The organism is Streptomyces tateyamensis (assembly GCF_003205575.1).
GTDB classification, from domain to species: domain Bacteria; phylum Actinomycetota; class Actinomycetes; order Streptomycetales; family Streptomycetaceae; genus Kitasatospora; species Kitasatospora tateyamensis.
Window position 1 is genome coordinate 436 of the sequence record NZ_PYBW01000052.1, and the last position, 22,341, is coordinate 22,776.

The 22,341-nt window shown below is 73.4% G+C and carries 22 protein-coding genes; 14 read left to right on the top strand and 8 right to left on the bottom strand.

Features of this window, described 5'->3' with window-relative positions:
- The 5 genes from C7C46_RS16480 to C7C46_RS16500 all read right to left on the bottom strand — a co-directional run.
- Positions 1–670: SDR family NAD(P)-dependent oxidoreductase (locus tag C7C46_RS16480; RefSeq protein ID WP_110670358.1), on the bottom strand; the 670-nt coding region annotated here is incomplete at its 3' end.
- Complete coding sequence (locus C7C46_RS16485) at positions 667–1,392, bottom strand: thioesterase II family protein (protein WP_110670360.1); 726 nt, start codon at positions 1,390–1,392, stop codon at positions 667–669. The genes C7C46_RS16480 and C7C46_RS16485, both read right to left, overlap by 4 nt.
- 293 nt (positions 1,393–1,685) lie before the next feature.
- Positions 1,686–2,399, bottom strand: a complete 714-nt coding sequence (locus tag C7C46_RS16490; protein WP_110670362.1) for a hypothetical protein — start codon at positions 2,397–2,399, stop codon at positions 1,686–1,688.
- Positions 2,400–2,476: 77 nt separating this feature from the next.
- On the bottom strand, positions 2,477–3,379 hold the full coding sequence (locus C7C46_RS16495) for a Gfo/Idh/MocA family protein (RefSeq protein WP_110670364.1): 903 nt from the start codon (positions 3,377–3,379) through the stop codon (positions 2,477–2,479).
- A 121-nt stretch (positions 3,380–3,500) separates the two neighbouring features.
- Positions 3,501–4,736, bottom strand: a complete 1,236-nt coding sequence (locus C7C46_RS16500; protein WP_110670366.1) for an ROK family transcriptional regulator — start codon at positions 4,734–4,736, stop codon at positions 3,501–3,503.
- A 208-nt stretch (positions 4,737–4,944) separates the two neighbouring features.
- On the opposite strand from C7C46_RS16500, the gene C7C46_RS16505 reads away from it, so the two are divergent.
- From C7C46_RS16505 to C7C46_RS16540, 8 genes are all read left to right on the top strand, one after another.
- Positions 4,945–6,264 carry an extracellular solute-binding protein gene (locus C7C46_RS16505; RefSeq protein ID WP_245984456.1) on the top strand — a complete coding sequence of 440 codons (1,320 nt, stop codon included), beginning with the start codon at positions 4,945–4,947 and terminating at the stop codon, positions 6,262–6,264.
- Positions 6,265–6,338: 74 nt separating this feature from the next.
- On the top strand, positions 6,339–7,289 hold the full coding sequence (locus tag C7C46_RS16510) for a carbohydrate ABC transporter permease (RefSeq protein ID WP_110670369.1): 951 nt from the start codon (positions 6,339–6,341) through the stop codon (positions 7,287–7,289).
- Positions 7,286–8,134: a carbohydrate ABC transporter permease gene (locus C7C46_RS16515; protein ID WP_110670370.1), complete on the top strand. Its 849-nt coding sequence runs from the start codon at positions 7,286–7,288 to the stop codon at positions 8,132–8,134. The genes C7C46_RS16510 and C7C46_RS16515 overlap by 4 nt, the downstream gene beginning before the upstream one ends.
- Before the next feature lie 11 nt (positions 8,135–8,145).
- On the top strand, positions 8,146–10,128 hold the full coding sequence (locus tag C7C46_RS16520) for a hypothetical protein (RefSeq protein ID WP_110670372.1): 1,983 nt from the start codon (positions 8,146–8,148) through the stop codon (positions 10,126–10,128).
- Positions 10,129–10,155: 27 nt separating this feature from the next.
- On the top strand, positions 10,156–12,615 hold the full coding sequence (locus tag C7C46_RS16525; RefSeq protein ID WP_220040638.1) for an RICIN domain-containing protein: 2,460 nt from the start codon (positions 10,156–10,158) through the stop codon (positions 12,613–12,615).
- Between the two features lie 169 nt (positions 12,616–12,784).
- Positions 12,785–13,432, top strand: coding sequence for a lysophospholipid acyltransferase family protein (locus C7C46_RS16530; RefSeq protein ID WP_110670374.1), 648 nt, complete (start codon positions 12,785–12,787; stop codon positions 13,430–13,432).
- A gap of 105 nt (positions 13,433–13,537) precedes the next feature.
- Positions 13,538–14,368 carry an SDR family oxidoreductase gene (locus C7C46_RS16535; protein WP_110670376.1) on the top strand — a complete coding sequence of 277 codons (831 nt, stop codon included), beginning with the start codon at positions 13,538–13,540 and terminating at the stop codon, positions 14,366–14,368.
- A 252-nt stretch (positions 14,369–14,620) separates the two neighbouring features.
- Positions 14,621–15,805 (top strand): FAD-dependent monooxygenase, encoded by a 1,185-nt coding sequence (locus tag C7C46_RS16540; RefSeq protein WP_110670378.1) that lies wholly within the window; start codon positions 14,621–14,623, stop codon positions 15,803–15,805.
- 121 nt (positions 15,806–15,926) lie between these two features.
- Here the strand turns inward: C7C46_RS16540 and C7C46_RS16545 are convergent, their stop codons facing one another.
- The gene (locus C7C46_RS16545) at positions 15,927–16,832 is read right to left on the bottom strand and encodes a LysR family transcriptional regulator (RefSeq protein WP_110670380.1); all 906 of its coding nucleotides are present in this window, start codon (positions 16,830–16,832) and stop codon (positions 15,927–15,929) included.
- A gap of 86 nt (positions 16,833–16,918) precedes the next feature.
- On the opposite strand from C7C46_RS16545, the gene C7C46_RS16550 reads away from it, so the two are divergent.
- From C7C46_RS16550 to C7C46_RS16570, 5 genes are all read left to right on the top strand, one after another.
- Positions 16,919–17,653, top strand: a complete 735-nt coding sequence (locus C7C46_RS16550) for a CTP synthase C-terminal region-related (seleno)protein (RefSeq protein ID WP_110670382.1) — start codon at positions 16,919–16,921, stop codon at positions 17,651–17,653.
- Positions 17,650–17,997, top strand: a complete 348-nt coding sequence (locus C7C46_RS16555; RefSeq protein WP_110670384.1) for an arylamine N-acetyltransferase — start codon at positions 17,650–17,652, stop codon at positions 17,995–17,997. The genes C7C46_RS16550 and C7C46_RS16555 overlap by 4 nt, the downstream gene beginning before the upstream one ends.
- Before the next feature lie 4 nt (positions 17,998–18,001).
- Positions 18,002–18,538, top strand: a complete 537-nt coding sequence (locus tag C7C46_RS16560; RefSeq protein ID WP_110670386.1) for an RBBP9/YdeN family alpha/beta hydrolase — start codon at positions 18,002–18,004, stop codon at positions 18,536–18,538.
- Between the two features lie 74 nt (positions 18,539–18,612).
- Positions 18,613–18,849 (top strand): hypothetical protein, encoded by a 237-nt coding sequence (locus tag C7C46_RS16565; RefSeq protein ID WP_181442384.1) that lies wholly within the window; start codon positions 18,613–18,615, stop codon positions 18,847–18,849.
- 39 nt (positions 18,850–18,888) lie between these two features.
- Entirely contained in the window at positions 18,889–19,164 is a 276-nt protein-coding gene (locus C7C46_RS16570; protein ID WP_110670390.1) for a hypothetical protein, read from the top strand.
- Positions 19,165–19,176: 12 nt separating this feature from the next.
- Here the strand turns inward: C7C46_RS16570 and C7C46_RS37345 are convergent, their stop codons facing one another.
- Positions 19,177–19,665, bottom strand: coding sequence for an SsgA family sporulation/cell division regulator (locus C7C46_RS37345; protein ID WP_181442385.1), 489 nt, complete (start codon positions 19,663–19,665; stop codon positions 19,177–19,179).
- A gap of 238 nt (positions 19,666–19,903) precedes the next feature.
- Here C7C46_RS37345 and C7C46_RS16580 point away from each other — a divergent pair, with 238 nt between their 5' ends.
- The gene (locus C7C46_RS16580) at positions 19,904–21,322 is read left to right on the top strand and encodes an MFS transporter (protein ID WP_110670394.1); all 1,419 of its coding nucleotides are present in this window, start codon (positions 19,904–19,906) and stop codon (positions 21,320–21,322) included.
- A gap of 86 nt (positions 21,323–21,408) precedes the next feature.
- Here C7C46_RS16580 and C7C46_RS16585 read toward each other — a convergent pair whose 3' ends face one another.
- Positions 21,409–22,290 carry an SGNH/GDSL hydrolase family protein gene (locus tag C7C46_RS16585; protein WP_110670396.1) on the bottom strand — a complete coding sequence of 294 codons (882 nt, stop codon included), beginning with the start codon at positions 22,288–22,290 and terminating at the stop codon, positions 21,409–21,411.
- Positions 22,291–22,341: the final 51 nt, after the last annotated feature.

A 22,341-nucleotide genomic window follows, 5' to 3' on the forward strand; every position in this document is an offset into this window, starting at 1 on the left:
CCTGCTCGTCGTCGCGCACCGAGCCTGGGCACAGCGCGTTCACCCGGACCCCGAACGGCGCGAGGTCGAGCGCGGCCGCCTTGGTCAGGCCGACCAGGGCGTGCTTGGCCGTGACGTACCCCGCGAAGTGCCGGTAGCCGACCAGCCCTGCGGTGGAGGCGACGTTGATGATGCTGCCGGAGCGACGGTGGGTCATCGCGGCGCCCGCCGCGCGGATCATCCGCCAGGCGCCGGTCACGTCCACGTCCAGCATCAGCTGCCACTCCTCGGCGCCGATCTCGTACACGGTCCGGCCCGAGGGCGCGGCGATGCCGGCGTTGTTGAGCAGTACGTCGATCCGGCCGAACCGGTCCAGCGCGGCGTCCACCACCTGCTGCACCTCGGCCGCCGCGCGCACGTCGGCGGGCTCGACCAGCACGCTGGCGCCCCCGCCGGCCTCGGTGCACAGCTGCGCGGTATACGCCAACTGGTCCAGGCTGCCCAGCGGGTAGGGTACGCCGGGCAGGTCGTGGCCGATGTCGGTGAGCACCAGGTCGGCGCCGGCCCGGGCGTAGGCGAGGGCGCAGGCCCGGCCGATGCCGCGGGCGGCGCCGGTCACCACGGCGGTCCGACCAGCCAGTGCCGCAGTGGCCGCGGAAGGGGCGGCCCCGGGCCGGGGCAGGGCGATCATCGGCGCACCTGCACGGTAGTCCGCTCGGCGGCCAGCTCGGTCTCCAGCAGCCGGACCAGCTCCGCGGCTGAGTCGGTCAGGTACATGTGCCCGCCCGGCAGTTCGACGTGCCGGTACCCGGCGGCGGTGGCCGCCGCCCATTCGCCGGCCTGTTCGCGGGAGACCAACTGGTCCTGGTCGCCGCGGACCGAGACGATCGGTACCGCCAGCGGCTTGTCCTCGGGGCCCAGGTAGCTCTCGTGCATCTCCACATCGGCGCGCAGCGTGGGCAGCAGCACCTCGCGCAGGTCCGGGTGCTCCAGCGCCGGGTGGGCGTAACCGGCCAGTTCGGTGACCTGGGCCAGGAAGGCCTGGTCCGACAGGCCGGTGGCCCGGATCCCACGCTGCGTCCAGGGCCCGGGGGAGCCGGAGACGAAGAGCTTGAGCAACTGCGGACCGGCCGCCCCGGTGAGCCGGTGCGCGGTCTCGTAGGCGAGCACCGCGCCCAGGCTGTGGCCGAACAGCGCCACCTGCGGGTAGCCGGCCAGTTGGTCGAGCAGCGCGGGCAGCAGGTCGTCCACCGCGTTGGCCACGTCGGTGAACAGCGGCTCGGCGAAACGCTCCTCACGGCCCGGCAGTTGCACGGGCACGAGTAGCAGTTGCTCGCTGCCGTACTCCTGGCAGCGCCGGTACACCGTGGCGCCGGCCCCCGCGAACGGGAAGCAGATGACGGGGATCTGCATGTCACTCCTCCGAATCCGTGGCGACCCGGGCCTGTTCGACGGGGGGCGCACGGTGTCGGCCGCGGGTGCCTTGCGGCGTGCGCGGCCGGTTCCCAACAGCTGTCGCTCACAGGGAATTGGAGAGTGCTGGGAAACGGATGGGAGAGCGGGGCAGGCGCGGCGGCCCGGCCGGGAGATCCCCGGCGGGGCCGCCGGTGTCGGGTGGGGAGGGCCCCAGGTGCTCGGGGCGCGGCTCCAGGGACAGCGCGACGTGTCGGTCCGTCAGGTGGAGGACGGTATCGCGGGTGGGCGCCTCACACGTCGGTGTCGTCCGCCGGATTCCAGACCGCGAGGCCCTCCAGGGCACGGGCGTGGTAGTACCGGTCCGTCATCGGGGAGTCCAGCAGGTCGCAGGCGCAGGCGGAGAGGGCGGGGTGCTGGTCGGCGAGGCGCGGGTCCTCGGCGAGCGGGACGGCGCAGACCAGCGCGGCCTGGCGGACCTCGGGATCCGGGTCGTGCAGGAACGGGGCGACCGCCGCGTACAGGAGCGGGCGCAGCGCGCGTACGGCGTCGCGCTCGGGGTGCAGGTAGCCGTGCATGCGGTCGAAGTCGGCGTTCCAGTCGTTGGCGTCGTAGGCCAGGAAGCCGAGCCAGTCCAGCAGGGCGGCGCGCAGCGGGCGGGGCCGCTGGGTGCGCTGGTGGCGCTGGTACAGCTCGTAGGTGCCGACCGTGGCGGTGCGCGGGTCGGGCAGGATCGCCGCGACGTACTGGGCCACGTAGACCGCGGGCGGGTAGATGCTGTTCTGGTGCCGGACCGGCTCCAGGTCGTGGTCGAGCGCCCGCTGCTGGACCGCCGGGTCCGGATCGAGCAGGGCGGCCAGCGCGGTGGGCACGGACCGCACGTCGCCGCGAGCCATGTAGAGGTTCGGGTCGCCCCAGTCCGTGTCACGGAGCAGGGCGTCGGGTTCGGGCAGGCTCTCGGGTATGGGGTAGGGCGGGGAGCCCGCTGGATGATTGCCGATGGTCACGAAGCTAGGCTATGCCGCCGTCGGCCCCCGGTCACCCCCGGACGGGGCGTCAGAAGTTGCCAGTCGGCGCCGGTTGCTCAGTGCCCGGCGGTGCTGACGGTGCGTCCGGTGGCCAGCGCCTGCTCGGCCGCGGCCAGCAGGCGCACCACGTGGAGGCCGAACTCCAGGTCGCAGGGTGTGCGGCGGCCCGGTTCCCGGGCGCCGGCCAGCAGCGCGTCGATCGCCCGGCCGAAGGCGGGCACCGGGTCGCCGCCGGGGCTGGGCAGGCTGGTGCTGCGCGGCCCGTCGTGCAGGTCGACCGCGAGGGTGGCCAGCTCGACCGGCGCGCTCAGGCTCAGCTCGGCGGTGCTGCTGGTGCCGCCGGTGTGCTGGAAGTCGAGCCGCACCGTCTCGTGCTCGCCGAGCTCGGCCGAGACCTGCTCGACCTCCCCGAGCGTCGGCAGCAGCACCGAGAGCGCGTGCGGACCGAGGTCCCAGAGCGCGCCCTTGGTCCGCCGCCAGGGCGAGGCGTACGGGCTGTCCCCGCTGGTGAAGACGGAGCCGAGCCAGCGCACCCGCCCGGTGGTCCACCCGGCGCCGGTCTGGGCGGTGACCCAGTCGGCGCGCTCGGGGTCGAAGCGCAGGGTGAAGAAGACCTGGCCGGCCACCCCGTGCTCGCGCGCCGCGGCCAGCACGGCCGCCGCCTGGGCGACCTCGGTGGCCACCGGCTTGTCCAGCAGCAGGTGGCATCCGGCCCGCGCGGCCCGCACCGCGAGCTCGGCCTGCACCTCGGGCGGCAGCGCCACCGACACCGCGTCCACGGCGCCGAGCAGCTCGTCGAGGTCCTCGAAGGCGGCGGTCTGCTGAGCCGCCGCCAGCTCGGCGGCCGCCGCGGGGCGCCGGCCCCAGACGCCGGTGAACTCCACCTCGGGGTGCGCCGCGAGGGCGGGAGCGTGGACGCGCTGCGCCCAGGGGCCGGTGCCGAGCAGTCCGATACGCATGCGGGCAGCTTGTCATACCAGGCGGGTGGTGACGACGCAGGGTGGTGACAGGAGGGTGCGGTACGGCAGCCGGTGAGCGGTGCGTACCGCGGAGCTGACGGCCCGTGGACCGACGGGCCGCTCAGGCGCCGCCCGCCATCACCGCCGTCGGGTCCTGGTAGACCGCGTCCAGGGCCAGCAGCGCCGCGCCGCGCGCGGTGCCGGTCAGGCCGAGCTGGGAGAGCACGATCTCGCCGCCGCCCGCGTCCGGGGCCATCGTCAGCTCGTGCACCTGACGGGTCACCTGCTCGATCAGGTACTCCCCGAAGAAGGCGAAGTGGCCGCCGAGCACCAGCAGTCGGGGGTTGAGGATGTCCGCGAGCAGGGCCAGCCCCGGGGCCAGATGTGCGGCGATCCGGTCCAGCGCGGCGAGGGTGCGCGGGTCGCCGGCGCCGGCCCGCTCGCGCAGCACGGCCAGCCGCTGCCCCAGGTCGGTCATCGGGTCGAAGACCGGATCGCCCGGGTCGGCGGCGTAGCGCAGCAGGGCGTCCCGGCCCACCGTGGTCTCCCAGCAGCCGCGCCGCCCGCAGGCGCACGGCTCGTCCGAGGGGACCAGCCGAAGGTGGCCCACCTCGCCCGCGTACCCGCCGGTGCCGCGCACCAGGTGGCCGCCCGCGATGATCCCGACGCCGACACCGGTCTGGCCGCTGACGAAGACCAGGTCGCGCACGTTGTCGGCGGAGGCGAGCACGTACTCGGCCAGCGCTCCCAGCTTGGCGTCGTTCTCCAGGTGCAGCTCCGGCGTGCCGGGCCCGAGCCGGCGGCGCAGCTCGGTGAGCGCGCGGACCTCGTGCCAGCCGATGTTGGAGGCGTACTTGACCACGCCGGCTGCCATGTCCACCGCGCCCGGAGTGGCCAGGGTCAGCCCGACCACCCGCCCGCCGCCCGCCCGGACCGCGTCGGTGCCCTGCTCGGCCAGCCTGGCGACCACGTCCAGCACCGCCCCGGGGGTCAGCGCCCGCACGTCCAGCGGCACGCTGTGCTCGAAGGCCACCTCGCCGCGCAGGTTGAGCGCGAGCACGCTGACGTAGTCCACGTTGACCTCGGCGCCCAGGCCGTGCACCTGGCGCCCGTCCACCTCGACGGCCTGGCCCGGGCGGCCGACCGCCCCGCGGTCGCGCTCGGCGGCGCCCTCGCGGACCAGCCCGCCCTCCAGCAGTTCGGCGGTCAGGTGCGAGACGGTCGCCTTGGGCAGGCCGGTCTCCTCGGCGATCCGGGCCCGGGAGCGCGGGCCCTCGTCGCGCAGCAGCCGCAGCACCAGGCTCAGGTTGGCCCGTCTGGAGGCGGACCGGTCACGGGCGACGGCGGGTCGTGCCATGGCCAGATCGCGTACGCCCGTGCCCTGTAGCGCCTGCTTCACCGACGGCTCCTCTCAAGCTGTTGCGGACCAGCCTATTGACTTGGCCGATGTTAGTTCAAACAATAGCCGAACGAATTCAGACTTGCTCGGTCCTGATCGATACTGCTTCGTCCATGCCAATACCGCGCAGGTTCTCGCATCCCCTCTGGCTCCCCAGGAGACGCACGTGAAGGCAAGATCCCACTCCCTGGCCGCCGCACTCGCGGTGCTCACCGCCGCCGCCGTGGTCACCGGCTGCTCCTCCGGCAGCTCTGGCACCAGCGACTCGGCCGGCGCCTCCGGCGGCGTGGTGAAGCTCGACTTCTGGGGCTGGGCACCGGGCTACGACCAGTCGGTGGCGCTGTTCAACCAGACCCACCCGAACATCCAGGTGACCTTCGACAAGACCGCCTCCGGCGGCAAGGGCGGCTACACCAAGATGCTCACCGCCGCCAAGGCGGGCAACGCGCCCTGCCTGGCCCAGGTCGGCTACGAGACGCTGCCCAGCTTCGCCGCCGCCGGCGCGCTGACCGACGTGACCAAGTACGCGGGTGACGCCAAGTCCCAGTTCGCGGACTGGACCTGGAAGCAGGTCACGATCAGCGGCCAGACCTACGGCATCCCGGTGGACACCGCCCCGATGGCGCTGATGTACCGCAAGGACCTGTTCGCCAAGTACGGCATCGACAAGCCCCCGGTCACCTGGGACGAGTACGCGGCCGACGCGGCCAAGGTGCACGCCGCCGACCCCACCGTCTACCTGGGCGACTTCGGCAACGACTCCTACAACTACGCGGGCCTGGCCTGGCAGGCGGGCGCAGGCTGGTTCGGCACCAGCGGAGACCAGTGGCAGGTGACCCTGAACAGCGCGGCCAACCAGAAGGTGGCCGGCTACTGGCAGGGCCTGCTGGACAAGAAGCTGCTGAAGACCGACCCGAGCTACGCCCCCTCGCTCTACGCCGACATGGGCAGCGGCAAGGTGCTCTCCGACGTCAACGCGGTCTGGGACGCGCCGATCATCGCCAGCAGCGTGAAGGACGGCGCCGGCCAGTGGGCGGTCGCCCCGATGCCGGTCTGGGACGCGGCCAACCCGGCCTACGGCAACGACGGCGGCTCGGCCACCGCGGTGCTCAAGGGCTGCGGCCACGCCAAGGAGGCCACCGAGTTCGCCACCTGGATGAGCACCAACGCGGACAGCGTGAGCAACCTGATCAAGGTCACCGGCATCTACCCGGCCGCCACCTCCGGCCTGGGCAACCCCGCGCTCGCCGCACCGGACACGTTCTACGGCGGCCAAACCATCTTCGACGTCTTCAAGGCCGAGACCCCGCACATCAGCACCGACTGGACCTGGGGCCCGACCATGACCCAGACCGCCACCGACGTGGGCGACGGCCTCGGCCAGGCCGGAACCGGCGGCACCACCGTGCCGAACATGCTCGGCGCGGTGCAGGGCAAGACGGTGGCCGCGATGAAGCAGCAGGGGTTGAGCGTCGCGGGCGGCTGAGCCGCCGTCACCTGACCAGTCACCAGTTCGGCGGGGCCGCAGGCCGGCTCCGCAGCACGGAAGGCAGCACCCCCATGACCACCGCCCTGCACGAGCGAACCGCCGGCCCGGCCAGAGCCGCCGGCGCACGCCGCACCGGCCGACGCCGCCGTCGCGGGCGGCCCGTGGCCCTGTTCCTGGCCCCGTTCCTGATCCCGTTCGCGGCCTTCTACCTGGCGCCGATCGGCTACACGCTCTACCAGAGCCTGTTCAGGATGCACCGCTCCGGGCTCGGGCTGACCGCCCCGACCCAGGTGTTCGTGGGGCTGGCCAACTACGCCACCGCGCTGGGCGACGCGGACTTCCGCGGCTCGCTGCTGCGGGTGCTGCTGATCGGCCTGGTCCAGGTGCCGCTGATGCTGCTGTTCGCGCTCGGCCTGGCCCTGCTGCTGGACGCGAAGTCCACTCTCTTCAAGCGGGTCTTCCGGCTGGCCTTCTTCCTGCCCTACGCGCTGCCCGGGGTGGTCGGCGCCATCATGTGGTCCTACCTGGTGGCGCCGGGCCTGAGCCCGATCACTACGGCGGCCCACCACCTGGGCCTGCACCTCAACCTGACCTCGGACGCGATGCTGGCGCCGACCATCGGCAACATGCTCACCTGGGGCTGGACCGGCTACAACATGCTGATCATCTACTCGGCGCTGCAGGCCATCCCGGCCGAGCTGAGCGAGGCGGCCACCATGGACGGCTGCTCGGCCTGGGGCATCGCCTGGCGGATCAAGGTGCCGCTGGTGCGCCCGGCGCTGGTGCTCACCACCGTCTTCTCGATCATCGGCACCGCCCAGCTCTACAACGAGCCGGCCATCCTGCACAACGTCGCCCCGAACCTGTCCTCCACCTACACCCCCATCTACGCCGCCTACGACGCCGTGAACGCCGACAACTTCAACGCCGCCGCCACCGAATCGGTGATCCTGGCGCTGCTCGCCTTCGTCCTGTCCTTCGGCTTCCTCAAGCTGGTCCAGCGCAAGGGGGCCGCACTGTGACCCGGTCGAACCAGCTCTCCCGCTACCTGGTGCTGGCAGTCCTGCTGCTCGCCTCGGTCTACTTCCTGGCCCCCGTCTGGTGGCTGCTGGTCTCCAGCACCAAGACCAACACCGACCTGTTCACCGGCAACGGCTTCTGGTTCGCCAAGTTCGCCCTGTTCGGCAACGTGCACCAGGTCTTCGTCCAGCAGGGCGGGATCTACTGGCAGTGGCTCGCCAACAGTGCGCTGTACGCCGTGGGCGGGGCAGCGGTCAGCACCCTGATCGCCGCGCTGGCCGGCTACGCCCTGGCCAAGTACTCGTTCCGCGGCCGGGAGTTCACCTTCAACTCGGTGCTCGCCGCGGTCCTGGTGCCGCAGCCGCTGCTGGCCGTGCCGCTCTACCTGATGTTCTCCGGGGTGCACCTGGTGAACACCTACTGGGCGGTGCTGCTGCCCAGCATGGTCAGCCCGTTCGGCGTCTACCTGGCCCGGATCTACGCCGGCGCCTCGGTCCCGGACGAACTGCTGGAGGCCGGGCGGATCGACGGCGCCGGCGAGTTCCGGATCTTCGCCACCATCGCGCTGCGGATCATGTCGCCGGCCCTGGTGACCATCTTCCTCTTCCAGTTCGTGGCGATCTGGACCAACTACCTGCTGCCGGTGCTGATGCTGGCCAACGACCACCTGCAACCGGTCACCGTCGGCATCGTCGGCTGGCAGGCCCAGCGCGGGATCGGCCCGACCGCGGTGCCGTTCAACATCGTGATCACCGCCGCCGCGATCTCCGCGGTCCCGCTCGTCATCCTCTTCCTGTCCCTGCAACGCTTCTGGCGCTCCGGCCTGGTGGCCGGCAGCTCCAAGTGAGGAGCCCCCGGGTGCCCGCCAAGTACCACCTGCGCTTCCAGCTCCACCCCGGAGCCGAGGCCGCGAGGCAGGCGGGCGAACTCGCCAAGTTCTGCGGGGGGTCGGGCGTCGAGGAGGTCGTGCTGCTGCTCGGGGCCGAGGAGCTGTACGAGGGCCACCCGGACGGGGAGCAGCTCTTCGAGGTGGCCGCCACCGCCACCGCGGTGCTGCGCGAGGCGGGACTGGGCGTCAGCCTCAACCCCTGGGTCACCGCCGGGCACGCCGACCGGGGCCGCGTCGACCGGCTCGGGTTCGCGCCGATGGTCGACCCGCGCGGCCGCGCGGCCGCCGCCCAGGCCTCCTTCGCCTGCCCGCGCTGGCGCACGTGGCTGGTCGGCCAGTACGCCCGGTACGCCGAGCTGGACCTGCGGGTGCTCTGGCTGGAGGACGACTTCCGCTACCACAACCACGCCCCGCTGCACTGGGGCGGCGGCTTCGAACCGCTGATGCTGGAGCGGTTCTCGGCCCGGGTCGGCCGGCCGGTGGACCGCGAGCGCCTGGTCGCCGCCGTCACCTCGCCCGGCGAGCCGCACCCCTGGCGCGCGCTGCTGCAACAGGTTTGGCGCACCGCGCAGTTGGAGGTGGCTACCGCGGTCGCCCGGGGGGTGGCCGAGCGTTCCGGCGGTCGGGTGCAGCTGGGGCTGATGAGCTCCGAGCTCGGCGTGCACGCGACCGAGGGCCGGGACTGGCCGGCCCTGTTCCAGGCGCTGAGCATCGGCGGGCGGGTCGCCCACCGGCCGCACTTCGCCCGGTACAGCGACGCACCGGGGCGCGAACTCAGCTTCTCTGTCTGGATGCTGGAGGCGCAGCGGGCGCTGCGCCCGGCCGGGGCGAGCAGCGAGCCCGAGATCGAGAACTGGCCGCACACCACCTGGTCCAAGTCCGACACGCAGACCTGGTCCGAGCTGGTGGCCGCCCAACTCGCCGGCTCCGACGCGATGTTCCTCAACCTGCACCCGATGCAGTCCGGGCGGGCGCTGCGCTTCCCGAAGGTCGCGCAGCTGCTGCGGCGCTCGCGCCCGGCGCTGGACTGGGTGGCTGCGGCGCGCCCGGCCGGTGCCCGGAGCCTCGGCGTGGCGCTGCCGGTGCCGGCCCAGCCCGCGGCGCAGGTGCGCACCCGGGTCGGCGGCGAACTCGCCGAACTCGCGGTCGACGCACAGGGCGCCGCCGATTACCTGTTGCGCTACGGGGTTCCGGTCACCGCCGAGGCGGCGCCGGTTGCCGCCGTCTTCGGTCAGCTTGCCTGGTCTCTGGGCGACTTCGAGATCGAGCAGCTGCTCACCGGCGGCCTGCTGGTGGACGGCACGGCGGCCGAGATCCTGAGCCGGCGCGGCTTCGGCCCGCTGCTCGGACTGCGCGCGGTCGACCTGGTCGACCGCGCGACGCCGGACCGGGCCGGGCCGTACGCGATGGAGCGGGTGGTCCGGGAGGGTCAGGAGGAGGCCTATCTGAGCGTCAACGTGCAGCCCGCGCTGGCCAGGCTGACCCCGGTGGCCGAGGCCGAGGTGTGGACCGAGATCCTGACGGCAGGGCAGCAGATCTGGGGCCCGGGCCGGTTCGTCCACCGCAACCGACTCGGCGGCCGGGTGGCCGTGCTGGCCGCCACCGACGTGGCACTGCTGCCGTTCGACGAGGACGGGCGGGCGCTGCTGCACGCGGCGGTCCGCTTCCTGGAGGGCACGGCGCCCGCGCTGCCGCTGGTCAGCGGCGGCCCGCACCTGATCCCGCAGCTCTGGGAGGCCGAGGGCCGGCTGCTGCTGGCGATCGCCAACGGCAGCGCCGACCCGGCCCGCCCGCAGCTCCACCTCCCGAGCGGGGCAGCGCAGTTCACCGTTGCCACGCTGCTCGCCCCGCTCACCCCACCGACTCCGGCCCGTCTCACCGCGCAGACCGACGGACCGAGCCTCGACCAGGACCTGCCGCACCGCGGCTGGCTGGTCGTGGAATCGCACTGACTCCCCACCCCCGACCGAGGAGAATCCGTGTTCCCCCCAACACGCGCGGCCCTGCTCGCCAGCCTCACCACCGCAGCCCTGCTCACCCTCGCCGTGCCCGCGACCACCACCCCCGCGGTGGCCGCCACCGGCAGCGGCTACACCGTCAGCGTCTCGGCGCCCACGGCGTTCGGCAACATCACCGACAGCCCGGCCGCCCCCTACCTCGACAAGGACGGCACCTTCCACTACCAGGAGTCCGCCGCGCTGTACGGCGCCAGCGACACCCGGAACTGGAGCTTCTACACCGGCACCGACTTCGACACGGCCACCGCCGACAGCGCGCTGGACAACGCCGTCAACCCGGCCAACTCCAGCGACCGGAACAACGACACCACCTGGCGCTGCAACAACAGCCCCACTGGCCTGGGCGCCAGTTACGCGACCGGCAACTCCAGCTACGCCCAGAAGAACTACTGCGACCTGGTCGGCACCTGGGTCGACCCGGACACCGGCAACTGGTACGGGCTGGTGCACAACGAGTTCACCCCGTCCCCGTTCGGCGACGGCCTGCACTACGACGCGATCGACTACGCCGAGTCCACCGACCAGGGCCACACCTGGACCGTCAAGGACCACGCGATCACCTCGCCGTACAGCACCACCCGCGGCGACAGCACCCAGTTCCCCGGCCAGACCTACTACTACGGCGACGGCGACCAGCGCCTCTACGTGGACACCGCCTCCGGCTACTTCTACGTCTTCTACGGCTCCCGGGTGATCGACAAGTCCGGCGGCTGGAAGGCCTTCTACGAGCACGCGGCGCGCGCCCCGATCTCGGCCAAGATGGCGCCCAGCTCCTGGCAGAAGTGGTACAACGGCTCCTGGTCGCAGCCGGGCCAGGGCGGCCAGGAGAGCAACCTGGTCCCGGTGGACGCCACCAACAGCACCGGGTACACGCCGCCCTCGGCCGAGTACGACCCGGCCACCAGCGGCACCGCCGAGCAGCAGATCGCGGCCGGGCAGATGCCGGCCACCTCGCCGCTGTTCGTGATGGACGTGACCTACGACGCCTACCTCGGCCTGTACATCGGCGAGCCGCAGGCGGTGGACCAGAGCGGCAACGCGCCGCAGCAGTACTACGCCACCAGCGACCTGTCCTCGCAGAAGTGGTTCCTGCTGGGCGACAGCGGCAGCTACCACACCGCCTCCTGGTACCGCTGGTTCCTGGACGGGGCGAGCCGGACCACCAACGGCGTGGTGGGCAAGAGCTTCCGCTCGTACTGCGCGTGGTCCTGCGCCGCGGGCTCGAACGGACAGTACGTCAACCTGACCCTGGACGGACCGAACCCGGCCGCGCCGGTGGACACCGCCAAGACCTACCGGATCGCCAGCGGGGCGGGCCGCACGCTGGCCCAGGTCTCCGGCGGCTCGGCGACCACCTCGGTGGCCGCGCCGACCGGCTCGACCCTGGAGGAGTGGAACTTCGCCTCGCGCGGGGACGGCTCCTACACCATCGCCAACGCGTCCACCGGCCAGCTGCTCGGCGTGAGCACCGCAGGTACGGCGGGCCGCGCCTGGGGTGCGCAGCCGGTCGCGTCCACGGCGGGCAGCGGCGGCCCGACGGTGGGTCAGCAGTGGTTCGTGCTGACCGGCTCCGGCGGCGCGGTGCACCTGGTGAACCGCTACAGCGGCCTGGTGCTGGCGCTGTCGGCCACCTCCTCGCGGGCCGCGGAGACCACCCCGGTGCGCAACTGGACCGACACCAGCGGCAGCACGGTCGGCGGCGGGCGCACCGGCGCCGAGCAGACGCTGAGCCTGACCGCGGTGGGCAGTGCGGCCGAGACGGTGACGGTGGCCAACCCCGGCAACCAGTCGAGCGCGGTCGGCGCGGCGGTATCGCTCCAGCTGGCCGGGACCGACTCCGCGGGCAAGCCGCTCAGCTGGAGTGCGAGCGGGCTGCCCGCCGGACTGTCCGTCAGTACCGGCGGCCTGGTCACCGGCACCCCGAGGACGGGCGGCAGCAGCACGGTGACGGTCACCGCCTCCTCGGGGACGGCGAGCGGCTCCACCAGCTTCAGCTGGGCGGTCACCCCGGTGCTGGCGGGCGCGCACACGCTGACCGCGAGCGGCAAGGCGCTGGACGACCCGAACCACTCGACCGGTGCGGGCACCCAGCTGGTCACCTGGACCCCGAACGGCGGCAGCAACCAGTCCTGGACCTTCACCCAGCAGGCCGACGGCTCGTACCAGGTCACCAACGGCCAGTCGAAGCTCTGCATGGACGTCAGCGGCGGCTCCACGGCAGCCGGGGCGCAGGTGATCCAGTGGACCTGCACCGGCGGCACCAACCAGCGCTGGACCGTGACCCCGGTGGCCGGGGGCGGGTACACCGTCGCCTCGCAGAAGAGCGGGCTGCTGCTGACCACGGCGAGCAGCACGGACGGCGCGCTGGTCACCCAGCAGCCGGACACCGGGTCGGCGCTGCAGCACTGGACGATCGGCTGAGCCGACGTCAGCTGAGCTGATCCGACAGGCCCCGGTGGGTCCCCAGGCGCGCGGTCCGGGGGCCCACCGGTCTCTTTCCCCGCACAACTGAGTACCCGTACTCGGGTGCGGCGGCCTGCGGGTGCGGGAGGATGGGAGCGTTTCAAGGGTCACGTGGGAGGGGTGTGCGGTGCTGGGTCGGGTGGCGGCGATGGTGGTTCCGGTGTGCGGGCGGCTCGGGGTGAGCACGGCCGCGCCGATCGGGGCGAGCGAGGGGGCGATCGTCGCGGCGAACCACACCTCGCTGGCCGACCCGGCGATCGTGCTGGCCGCACTGCACCGGCTCGGGGTCCGGCCGGCCGTGCTGGCGACCGCCGGGCTGTGGCGGATACCCGTGCTGCGCACCGCACTCGAGCGGGAGGGCTGCATCCCGGTGCGGCGCGGCACCGCCCGCGCGGCCGAGTCGCTGGAGGCGGCCGCGGCGGCGCTGCGGGAGGGGCGGACCGTGCTGATCTACGCCGAGGGCGGGCTGCCGCGCCGGCGGGACTCGGGGGAGCGCGCGCCGGGGGAGTTCCGCAGCGGGCTGGCCCGGCTGGCGCTGGCCACGGGAGCGCCGGTGCTGCCGCTCGGTCAGGCGGGGGCGCGCCGGTTGAGTTCGGGAAGCGGGACCAAGCAGCTGGCCGGCGTGTTGACCGCGCCGCTGCGCCGGCCCGACTACCACGTGCACCTGGGAGCCCCGGTGCAGGTGGACGGGGAGCTGGCGGCGGTCCGGGAGCAGGTGCGGGCGGCGGTCACGGGGGCCTGGCAGGAGGCGGTCCGGCGGCGCGGGCTGGGGTGACCGGCAGACGATCGGCGCAGATCCGAACTGGTGTGTACAGCAAGCGGATTGAGCCTTCATTCGCCCGGGTACAGGCGACCCGACAGCGGAGAAGGGGAGTGCGCGATGACGCGTCGTTGGCTGGTCACAGGTGGTTCTGCCGGGCTCGGACTAGCCCTGGTGCGCGCCGTGCTGGCGGCCGGTGAGCAGGTGGTCGCGACCGGGCGCCGGCTCGGTGAGCTGGAGGCCCTGACCGCCGAGTACCCCGACCAGCTGCTCCCGTTCCGGATGGAGGCCCTCAGCGCCGCCGACTGCACCGCCGCCGTGCAGGCCTGCACCGACCGGTTCGGCGGCCTGGACGTACTGGTGAACAACGCCGGGGCCGGCATCTACGGCGCTGTCGAGGAGGTCTCGGACGAGGAACTGCGCGGCCAGCTGGAGCTGTTGGCCATCACCCCGTGGCGGCTGGCCCGGCTGGCGCTGCCGCTGATGCGGGCCCAGGGCTCCGGACACATCGTCAACGTCTCCTCGCTGGCCGGCCGGATCGGGTTCACCGGGCTCGGCGCCTACGTGGCGGGCAAGTACGCGCTGGAGGGGATGAGCGCGACGCTGGCCGCCGAGGTCGCTCCGTTCGGGATCCGGGTCACCGTGGTCGAGCCGGGCGGCTTCGCCACCGGATACGGAACCGCGATGCAGGAGACCGCCCAGCAACTCCCGGAGTACCGCGAGGCGCTGGCCCCGATGCGGGCCGGCCTGCGGGGCATGGCAGCGCTGCCCGGCATCAATCAGCCCGAGGAGTTCGCCCGGGTGGTGCTGCGCGCGGTCGGCGCCGAGCAGGGCCCGCTGCGGCTGCCGGCCGGTCCCGACGCCTTCGGCTTCCTCACCGCGGTCCTGGAGGCCGACCGCGCCGAACTGGCGGCGGCCCAGGCGCTCGCCGAACAGCCCGCCGGGGCCTGACGAAGGGTCGGAAGCGCACCGCTCAGGACGGCACCGAGTCCTCGGGCACACAGCCGTACGTCGGCCCGTCGTCACCGTTGCTGTCCCTCGCGGCAGGCGGTGACGGTGGCGCCTCCCCGGTGCCGCAGGTGGCCGCACCAGCTGTCGAACAGCCTGACACGGACGGGTGACACACCGGCTCGTCGGCGCCCCGGCACGCCCCGATCACTGCTAGCTTCTGAGGCCCTGTCATCCGAGGCGAGCTGGGGAAACATGCGGATCACTTGCGTCGGCGGCGGTCCGGCCGGCCTCTACTTCGCCGTCCTGATGAAGCTGCGCGACCCGGGCCACCAGGTCACCGTGCTGGAGCGGGACGCCGCCGGGTCGACCTACGGCTGGGGCGTGACCTACTGGGCCGGCCTGCTGGAGCGGTGCCTGGCCGCGGACCGGGTCAGCGCGCAGGCGATCCGGGCGTCCTCGGTGAGCTGGCAGCAGGGCGTGGCCCACGTCGGCGGCGAGCAGGTGGTCCGCAGCAGCGACGAGGGGTTCGGGATCGGGCGCCACCGGTTGCTGGAGCTGCTGGCGGCGCGGGCCCAGGAGCTCGGGGTCCGGATCGAGTACCGGCACGAGGTGCGCGGGCGCGAGCAACTGGGTCCGACCGACCTGGTGGTGGCGGCCGACGGGGTCAACAGCGTGCTGCGCGATGCGCGCTTCGGTCCCACCGTCACGTACGGGCGCAACCGGTACGTGTGGCTCGGCACCCCCCAGGTCTTCACCGCCTTCACCTTCGCCTTCGTGAAGACCTCCCACGGCTACCTGTGGTGCTACGGCTACCCGTTCGACGCCGGCACCAGCACCTGCGTCATCGAGTGCGCCGAGGCGACCTGGCACGGGCTGGAGCTGGACCGGCTCGGCGAGGACGAACTGCTGGCGCGGCTGGGCGCGATGTTCGCCGAGGCGCTCGGCGGCCGGCCACTGCTCGCCGGGGTCGGCGGCGCCCGATGGCAGACCTTCCGCACCGTCACCAATCAGCGCTGGTCGGACGGGAAGGTGGTGCTGCTGGGCGATGCGGCGCACACCACGCACTACTCGATCGGGGCCGGCACCAGCCTTGCGCTGGAGGACGCCCTGGCCCTGGCGGATGCCCTGGGCCGGCCGGGCCTGGCGCTGCCCGAGGCCCTGGCGGCCTACGAGCGCGAGCGGCGGCAGGCGCTGCTGGCCACCCAGAGCGCTGCCCGGTACAGCGCCCGGTGGTACGAGGAGCTCACCCGCTACCTGGAGCTGAAGCCCGAGCAGTTCTTCGCCCTACTGGGCCAGCGGCACTCGCCGCTGCTGCCGCATGTGCCGCCGCAGCTGTACTACTGGGCCAACCGCGCGGTCGAGGAGTCGCCGGGCCTGCGCCGGCTGCGCGGTCAGATCGGCCGCCGGGTCGCCCGCACACTGCACCGGCGCGGGTGAGGTCGGCCCGCACGCCGCACCTGCGCACGTGAGGCGGGCTCGCACGCTGCACCTGCGCACGTGAGGCCCGGCGCGTCACTGCGCCCGGCTGCGCCGCACCGGTGAGGGTGCAGCCCCGGCCTCACCCCCGCTGCGGGCCCGGCCGGCGGTCGGCGACGAGCTCGGCCAGCTGCCGGGCGGCCTCGGTCGGGTTGGCGGGGTGGATCAGCTCCGTGCGGTGGACCAGGCGGGGCTGGGTGAGCGGGACGGCCGCCACCCCGGGCAGGGCAGCGGCCAGCGGCATCGGCAGCACTGCCAGGCCGTGACCGGCGGCGGCCAGCGCGGCGAGTCCGTGCAGGTCGGTGCCGCGGTGCCGGATCCGGGCGCGGAAGCCGTCGGCGCGACAGACCGCGCGCAGGCGGTCGAGCGGGATCGCGGTGTCCGGGGCATCGATCCAGTGGGCCTGGGTCAGGTCGGTCAGCCGTACCGAGCCGCGCCGGGCCAGCGGGTGGCCGTCCGGGAAGAGCACGGCCAGCTCCTGCTCGGCCGCGGCGAGGGTGGTGGTGGGGCCGAGGTCCGGCAGCGGGAGCGGGTCGCTGGGGGCGGTGGCGCCGTCGACCAGGCCGAGGTCGGCGCGCCCGGTGAGCACCTCCTCGATCACCGCTTCGCGACCCAGCACCCGCACCTCGAGCTCCAGCGGGTGGGCCGCGTGATGGAGGCGTTCCAGTGCCTGCGCGACTGCCGGGCCGAACGCGGCGGGCGTGTGGGCGACGGTCAGCCGGCTGGGCCGGGTGTCGTGCAGGCGGGCGAGGTCGGCGCGGGCCGCGTCCAGGCGCAGCAGCAGGCCGGGTGCGTGCTCCATCAGCCGGGTGCCGGCCGCCGTCGCGGTCACCGGTCGGCGCTCGACCAGCCGGGTGCCCAGGTCGGCCTCCAGCGCGGCGATGTGCTGCGAGACGGCCGACTGGGTGTAGCCGAGCACCGAGGCGGCGGTGGAGAACGAGCGGTGCTCGAGGACCGCGACGAAGGTGCGCAGGAGGTGCGGATCCATGCGGACCAGTATGCATCAGTATTTCTTATGCTCGATCCAGAAACCATCGTTGGACCTGATGCTGCCTGGTCGCCAGGATGGTGGCCATGAACCGCACCGCAACCCTCGCCCTGGTCGGGGACCGCTCCGACGCCGTCCGCTCGCACGCCCGCATCCCGGGCCTGCTGGCGGCGATGCGGCTGCGCGACGGGCTGGAGCTGGACGCCTACTGGATCCCGACCGAGGAGGCCGGGCAGGGGCTGGACGGCTTCGACGCGATCTGGGTGCTGCCCGGCAGCCCGTACCGCAGTGAGGACGGGGTGCTGGCCGGGATCCGCACCGCCCGTGAGCTGGGCATCCCCTTCCTCGGCACCTGCGGCGGCTTCCAGCACGCGCTGCTGGAGTTCGCCCGCAACGTCTGCGGCCTCGACCGGGCCGGCCATGCCGAGAACTCCCCGGCCACCGCCGAGGCCGACGCCGTGATCGTCCCGCTGGCCTGCTCACTGGTCGGCCACGAGGGGACCGTCAAGGTACTGCCCGGCTCGCGGGCCGCCCAACTGCTGGGCGCGGACCGGATGCAGGCGCGCTACCACTGCAACTACGGTCCCAACCCTGCCCAGTTGGACGTGCTGCGCGGGCACGGCCTGGCCTTCACCGGGGTCGACGCCGCCGGCGAGGTCAGGATCGCCGAGCTGCCCAGCCACCCGTTCTTCCTGGCCACCCTCTTCCAGCCCGAGCTGGACGGCGACGGCACCCGGGTGCACCCGCTGATCACCGGCCTGGCCGCAGCCGCGGTCGAGCACGCAACTGTGCGGTGCCGGGCGGAAGTTGGTAGCGGTTGAGTAAAGACGCCTCGGTCTGGACCGTCTCCATCGTCGAACATGCCGTCAACTCCGATGAGTGGCAGGACATCTACGCCTTCGTCGACCATCCGGTCGAGGCCGTCGACCTGGAGATGGCGCACTTCTACACGACCGCGTCCCCCAACAGCCTGCTGAACTGGCACAAGGTGGCGAGCCTGCCCACTCCCACCGGGCGGATGAGCGTGCGCGACGGGCACCTGACGGTCGTGCACGACCGCAGCAGCACCACCACCGCCCTCGCGGACGAGGCCGAACTGCTGACCGTGCTCGACCGGCACTTCGGCCTCACCGTCCCCGCCCGCGACCTCACGCCCGAAGGGTAGGACCATGCACTTCCTGACCGTACCGGGTTACACCGGATCCGGCCCCGACCACTGGCAGACCCACCTGGAGCAGGAGTTCGCGGACTTCTCCCGGGTGGTCCAGCGCGACTGGGAGACCGTGGACCGTGACCGCTGGGTCGCCCGGCTGGACGAGGTGGTGCGCGGCACCGACGGCGAGGTCTTCCTGATCGGCCACAGCTGCGGCGCCGTCACCATCGCCCAGTGGGCCGCCACCCGCTACGACCGCCGGGTTGTCGGTGCGCTGCTGGTCGCACCGGCCGACATCGACGCGCCGGACGCGTTGCCGGCCATCAGGCCGCAGGCGCCGCTGCCCAGCTGCGAACTGCCCGTGCCCACCCACCTGGTGGTCTCTGACGACGACCCGTTCCTCACCCTGGACCGGGGCCGTGAGCTGGCCCTGACCTGGGGCAGCACCCTGGAGGTGGTGCCCGGCGGCGGGCACCTCGCCACCCGTGACGGCTACGGACGCTGGGAGTACGCCGCCCAGTTGGTCGCGCGGCTCACCGGAACCACACTCTAATCGACCACGGGACGTGTCCCCCTTGCGCAGAGGAGACGGTCGACGGGAACCCGGTCTACCGGGCGATGACAGCCGTGGAGGTCGGCGAGCACCCCGAGATCGCGGCCTACGTGGCGCAGGCCCTCACCGCGTTGGGCGTCGAGAACGGGCCCGGCCACAGCGAGCTCATCCTCACCGCGGACGGGCCGGTGCTGATCGGCACGGGCGCGCGCATGCACGGGGCGTCGACCTCGACCGGCGCGGCGCGCTGGTCGAGGTCCGGCCGCAGGACTGAGGCCGGACCGCGCCGCCCGCCGCAAGGCGAGCGGTAGGGATACGGATTGTCAGTCCCGGCTGCCAGGCTGGCGGCCATGGACGAGGAACGCTTCATGCGCGGCCGGGTGTACGGAGCTGACCACGAGGACCCGGACCCGGGCCCGCGAGCGGGCCGCAGCTACCGGGTCCTGGTGGCCGGCCCGCTCGACGGCCTCCTGCTGGACGTCACCGACTGGAGCCCGCAGACCCTCACGGAGGGAGCCGCCCTCGCCACCGAGATCGGCCGCTTCGGCCCCGGCGGCCACACCCGCTACGGCCCGGGCCCGACCCCGGACGGGCAACGCTGGTTCTGGGAGGGCGACGTCCGCTAGGGCCGCCCTGGTTCAACCGTCGTCCTTCTCGCGCAGGCGGCCGAGCAGGGTGTCGACGTCGAAGTGTTCGGACTCCAGGCCCGGGGGGACCACGCAGGCGGTCCAGCGGAGGAAGGCGTGCAGCACGTCGGCCCGGGCGCGGAGCAGGGCGGTGGTGTCCCGGCCGCGCAGCGAGACGAAGACGCTGTCCGCCTCGCCGCCGGTGCCCGGGAAGACGGAGACGTCGCCGAGGCCGGTCGGCGCGGTGAGGCCGCCGAGCAGGATCTCCCGGGAGAGCGCCCAGGTGACCGGCTCGGGTAGGTCGATGTGGCTGTCGAGGTACACCGTGTACGGCTCGCGCGAGCGGTACCGCAGCCGGGCCGGGACCGGGATCGAGAGCAGCGGGGAGATGATCGCCTCCAGCAGCACGTAGGCGGTGCAGACCGCGCCGGCGGCCCGCTGCGGGGGCACCAGGCCGTCCAGGCCGGGCAGCGGTCCCTCCTCGGGCCCGGGGCCGGTCACCGGGAGCACCGGCCCGCCGCCCGGCCCGCAAGCCCCGGCAGAAACGATTCTTCACGCCTGTCTGGTGCACCCGTCTCGGACCTCATGACCTGTCAAACGACCGAGGCCACCACAGGTGACAGACGGTTCGCGAACTGCCCGTGCGCACCACCCCGGGTGCCGCCGCGCCGCACTCGTGCTTGCCTGCTGCTGGGGGACGACCCCCGGGCGGGGGACCGAGCGAGGAGGCGGCGCCGCGATGGACGACACCACCGAGGCCGCTCGGGACGTCCAGGGCGAGCGCCGGCGCTGGCGGGCGCTGGCGGTCTGCCTGCTGGTCGGTTTCATGACCCTGCTGGACGTGTCGATCGTCACCGTCGCGCTGCCCTCGATCGAGAGCGGGCTGGGTGCGAGCGAGGCGGACCTGTCCTGGGTGCTGTCCGGTTACGCGCTCACCTTCGGCCTGACCCTGATCCCGGCCGGCCTGCTCGGCGACCTGTGGGGCCGGCGGACCGCTTTCCTCACCGGCCTGGTGCTGTTCACCCTGGCCTCGGCCGCCTGCGGCCTGGCGCCGACCGCGACCGCGCTGGTGGCCGCCCGGCTGGTGCAGGGCGTGGCCAGCGGTCTGCTCGGGCCGCAGATCTCCGGGCTGATCCAGGAGATGTTCCGCGGACCCGAGCGGGCCCGGGCATTCGGGTACTTCGGCACCACGGTCGGGCTGGCCACCGCGGTCGGGCCGCTGGCCGGCGGCCTGCTGATCAACGCGGCCGGCAGTCAGAGCGGCTGGCGCTGGGTCTTCTTCGTCAACCTGCCGATCGGGGCGGTGGCCTTCGTCCTGGCGCTGCGGCTGATCCCGCACACCGGCCGGCTGCTGGGCGGCGGCGGCCGGCCGCGGATCGACTTCGCAGGCGTGGCGCTGCTGGCCGCCGGGCTGCTGGCGATCCTGCTGCCGCTGGTGCAGGAGCAGCAGTGGAAGGGCGCCGCCAAGTGGTGGCTGATCCCGCTCGGTGTGCTGCTGCTGGCCGCCTTCGTGCTCTGGGAGCGGCGCTGCGCACTGCCGCTGGTGGACCTGGCGCTGTTCGAGATCCGCTCCTACCGGTTCGGCGCGCTGCTCGGGATGCTCTACTTCGCCGGGTTCACCACGATCTTCTTCATCTTCACGCTCTACCTGCAGCGCGGCCTGGGCTACAGCGCATTGCAGGCGGGCGCGGCGATCACCCCGTTCGCGGCCGGCTCGGCGGTCTCGGCCGCGCTGGGCGGGCGGCTGGTCACCGAGCACGGGCGCGCCGTGATCATCGCCGGGCTGGTCACCGTGATCGCCGGGACCGGGTTGGCCGCGCTGGCCGTGCACCTGGTGCCGGGTCAGCACGCCGGGTACGCGACCGCCGCTCCGCTGCTGCTGGCGGGGATCGGCTCGGGGCTGGTGATCGCGCCGAACCAGAGCCTGGCGCTGGCCCGGGTGCCGGTGGTCCGGGCCGGCACGGCCGGCGGGGTGCTGCAGACGGCGCAGCGGCTGGGGACCGCGATCGGGGTGGCCTGCGTGGGCGCGGTCTTCTTCGCCCACCTGTCGGCCGGCGGCAGTTGGCCGGGCGCCTTCCAACTGGGCGTGCTGGTGGCGCTGGGGTTCGAGGTCTGCGCGCTCGGCTGCGCGCTGGCGGACGCGCGGCGGCGCGGATGACCGGTGGGACCGGTCGGCCGCGCCGCCGACGGCGGGCCGAGCGGGGCTGGCTGGCTCAGCCCAGGCGGAGCGAGGCTGCCGCCGGCTCAGCCCAGCCCGAGCGCGCTCGCGGTCCGGTCGGCCATCGCCGCCTCGCCCAGCGCGTTCGGGTGGACCGGCACGTAGTTGGTCCCCCAGAGCACCGGCTCGATCCACCGGGTGCCGACCGGCTGGCAGGCGTCGTGCCCGTTGGAGGCTGCCGACATGTCGACATAGGTGGCGCCGGTGTCGGCGGCCGCCCGCTGCACGGCGGCGTTGAGGTGGGTCTGCAGGTCACGCAGGTAGGGGATGTCCCCGGAGGCGATCGGCATCTTGGCGAAGCAGCCGGAGACCGCCTGGGCCGGGACGATCCACGGGTAGCCGAGGATCGCCACCCGGGCGTGGGGCGCCTTGGCCTTGACGGCGGCCAGCGCGTTGCGGATCGCCGGGTAGGTGGTGTTGTCGATGGTGTTGTCGAAGCTGGAACCGTAGATGCTCTGGCACGGGTGGCCGAACCCCAGGGTGGCCGCGCCGGCCGAGCCGCAGGCCAGGATGGCGTTGATGAAGGTGTTGCTGTCGTTGCCGCCGATGGTCAGGGTGACCAGGTCGGTGCCGCTGTCCAGTGCGGCCAGCTGCGGGGCCACGCCCGGGTACTGGGAGCCGGCGAAGTCCTTGGTCTGGGCGCCGCCGCAGGTCGCGTCGGTGAGGTCGAGGCCGTAGTCGGCGGCCAGGTCGTGCGGGTAGTTGGCGCTGGACCGGGCGCACTCCAGCGGCGCGCTCAGGTCGAGCGGCAGCACGCCGGAACCGGCGCTGTAGCTGTCGCCGAGGGCCACGTAGTGGAGCGCGGAGTCGGCCTGGGCCTGGGCCGGCAGTGCGAGGCCGAGGCCGGCCACGGTGGCGGCGGCCACCAAGGTCGCGGCCAGGCGGCGGGTGCGCGCACGTAGAGACATGCGGGTCTCCTTGAAACCAGGGGTGGGGGCTGTGCCAAGGGACGCGAGGGC

Coding starts and splice junctions, on each gene's coding strand:
- C7C46_RS16485 (WP_110670360.1), bottom strand. CDS start 1,392: ATGCAGATCCCCGTCATCTGCTTCCCGTTCGCGGGGGCCGGCGCCACG.
- C7C46_RS16495 (WP_110670364.1), bottom strand. CDS start 3,379: ATGCGTATCGGACTGCTCGGCACCGGCCCCTGGGCGCAGCGCGTCCAC.
- C7C46_RS16500 (WP_110670366.1), bottom strand. CDS start 4,736: ATGGCACGACCCGCCGTCGCCCGTGACCGGTCCGCCTCCAGACGGGCC.
- C7C46_RS16510 (WP_110670369.1), top strand. CDS start 6,339: ATGACCACCGCCCTGCACGAGCGAACCGCCGGCCCGGCCAGAGCCGCC.
- C7C46_RS16535 (WP_110670376.1), top strand. CDS start 13,538: ATGACGCGTCGTTGGCTGGTCACAGGTGGTTCTGCCGGGCTCGGACTA.
- C7C46_RS16540 (WP_110670378.1), top strand. CDS start 14,621: ATGCGGATCACTTGCGTCGGCGGCGGTCCGGCCGGCCTCTACTTCGCC.
- C7C46_RS16545 (WP_110670380.1), bottom strand. CDS start 16,832: ATGGATCCGCACCTCCTGCGCACCTTCGTCGCGGTCCTCGAGCACCGC.
- C7C46_RS16550 (WP_110670382.1), top strand. CDS start 16,919: ATGAACCGCACCGCAACCCTCGCCCTGGTCGGGGACCGCTCCGACGCC.
- C7C46_RS16560 (WP_110670386.1), top strand. CDS start 18,002: ATGCACTTCCTGACCGTACCGGGTTACACCGGATCCGGCCCCGACCAC.
- C7C46_RS16570 (WP_110670390.1), top strand. CDS start 18,889: ATGGACGAGGAACGCTTCATGCGCGGCCGGGTGTACGGAGCTGACCAC.
- C7C46_RS16580 (WP_110670394.1), top strand. CDS start 19,904: ATGGACGACACCACCGAGGCCGCTCGGGACGTCCAGGGCGAGCGCCGG.
- C7C46_RS16585 (WP_110670396.1), bottom strand. CDS start 22,290: ATGTCTCTACGTGCGCGCACCCGCCGCCTGGCCGCGACCTTGGTGGCC.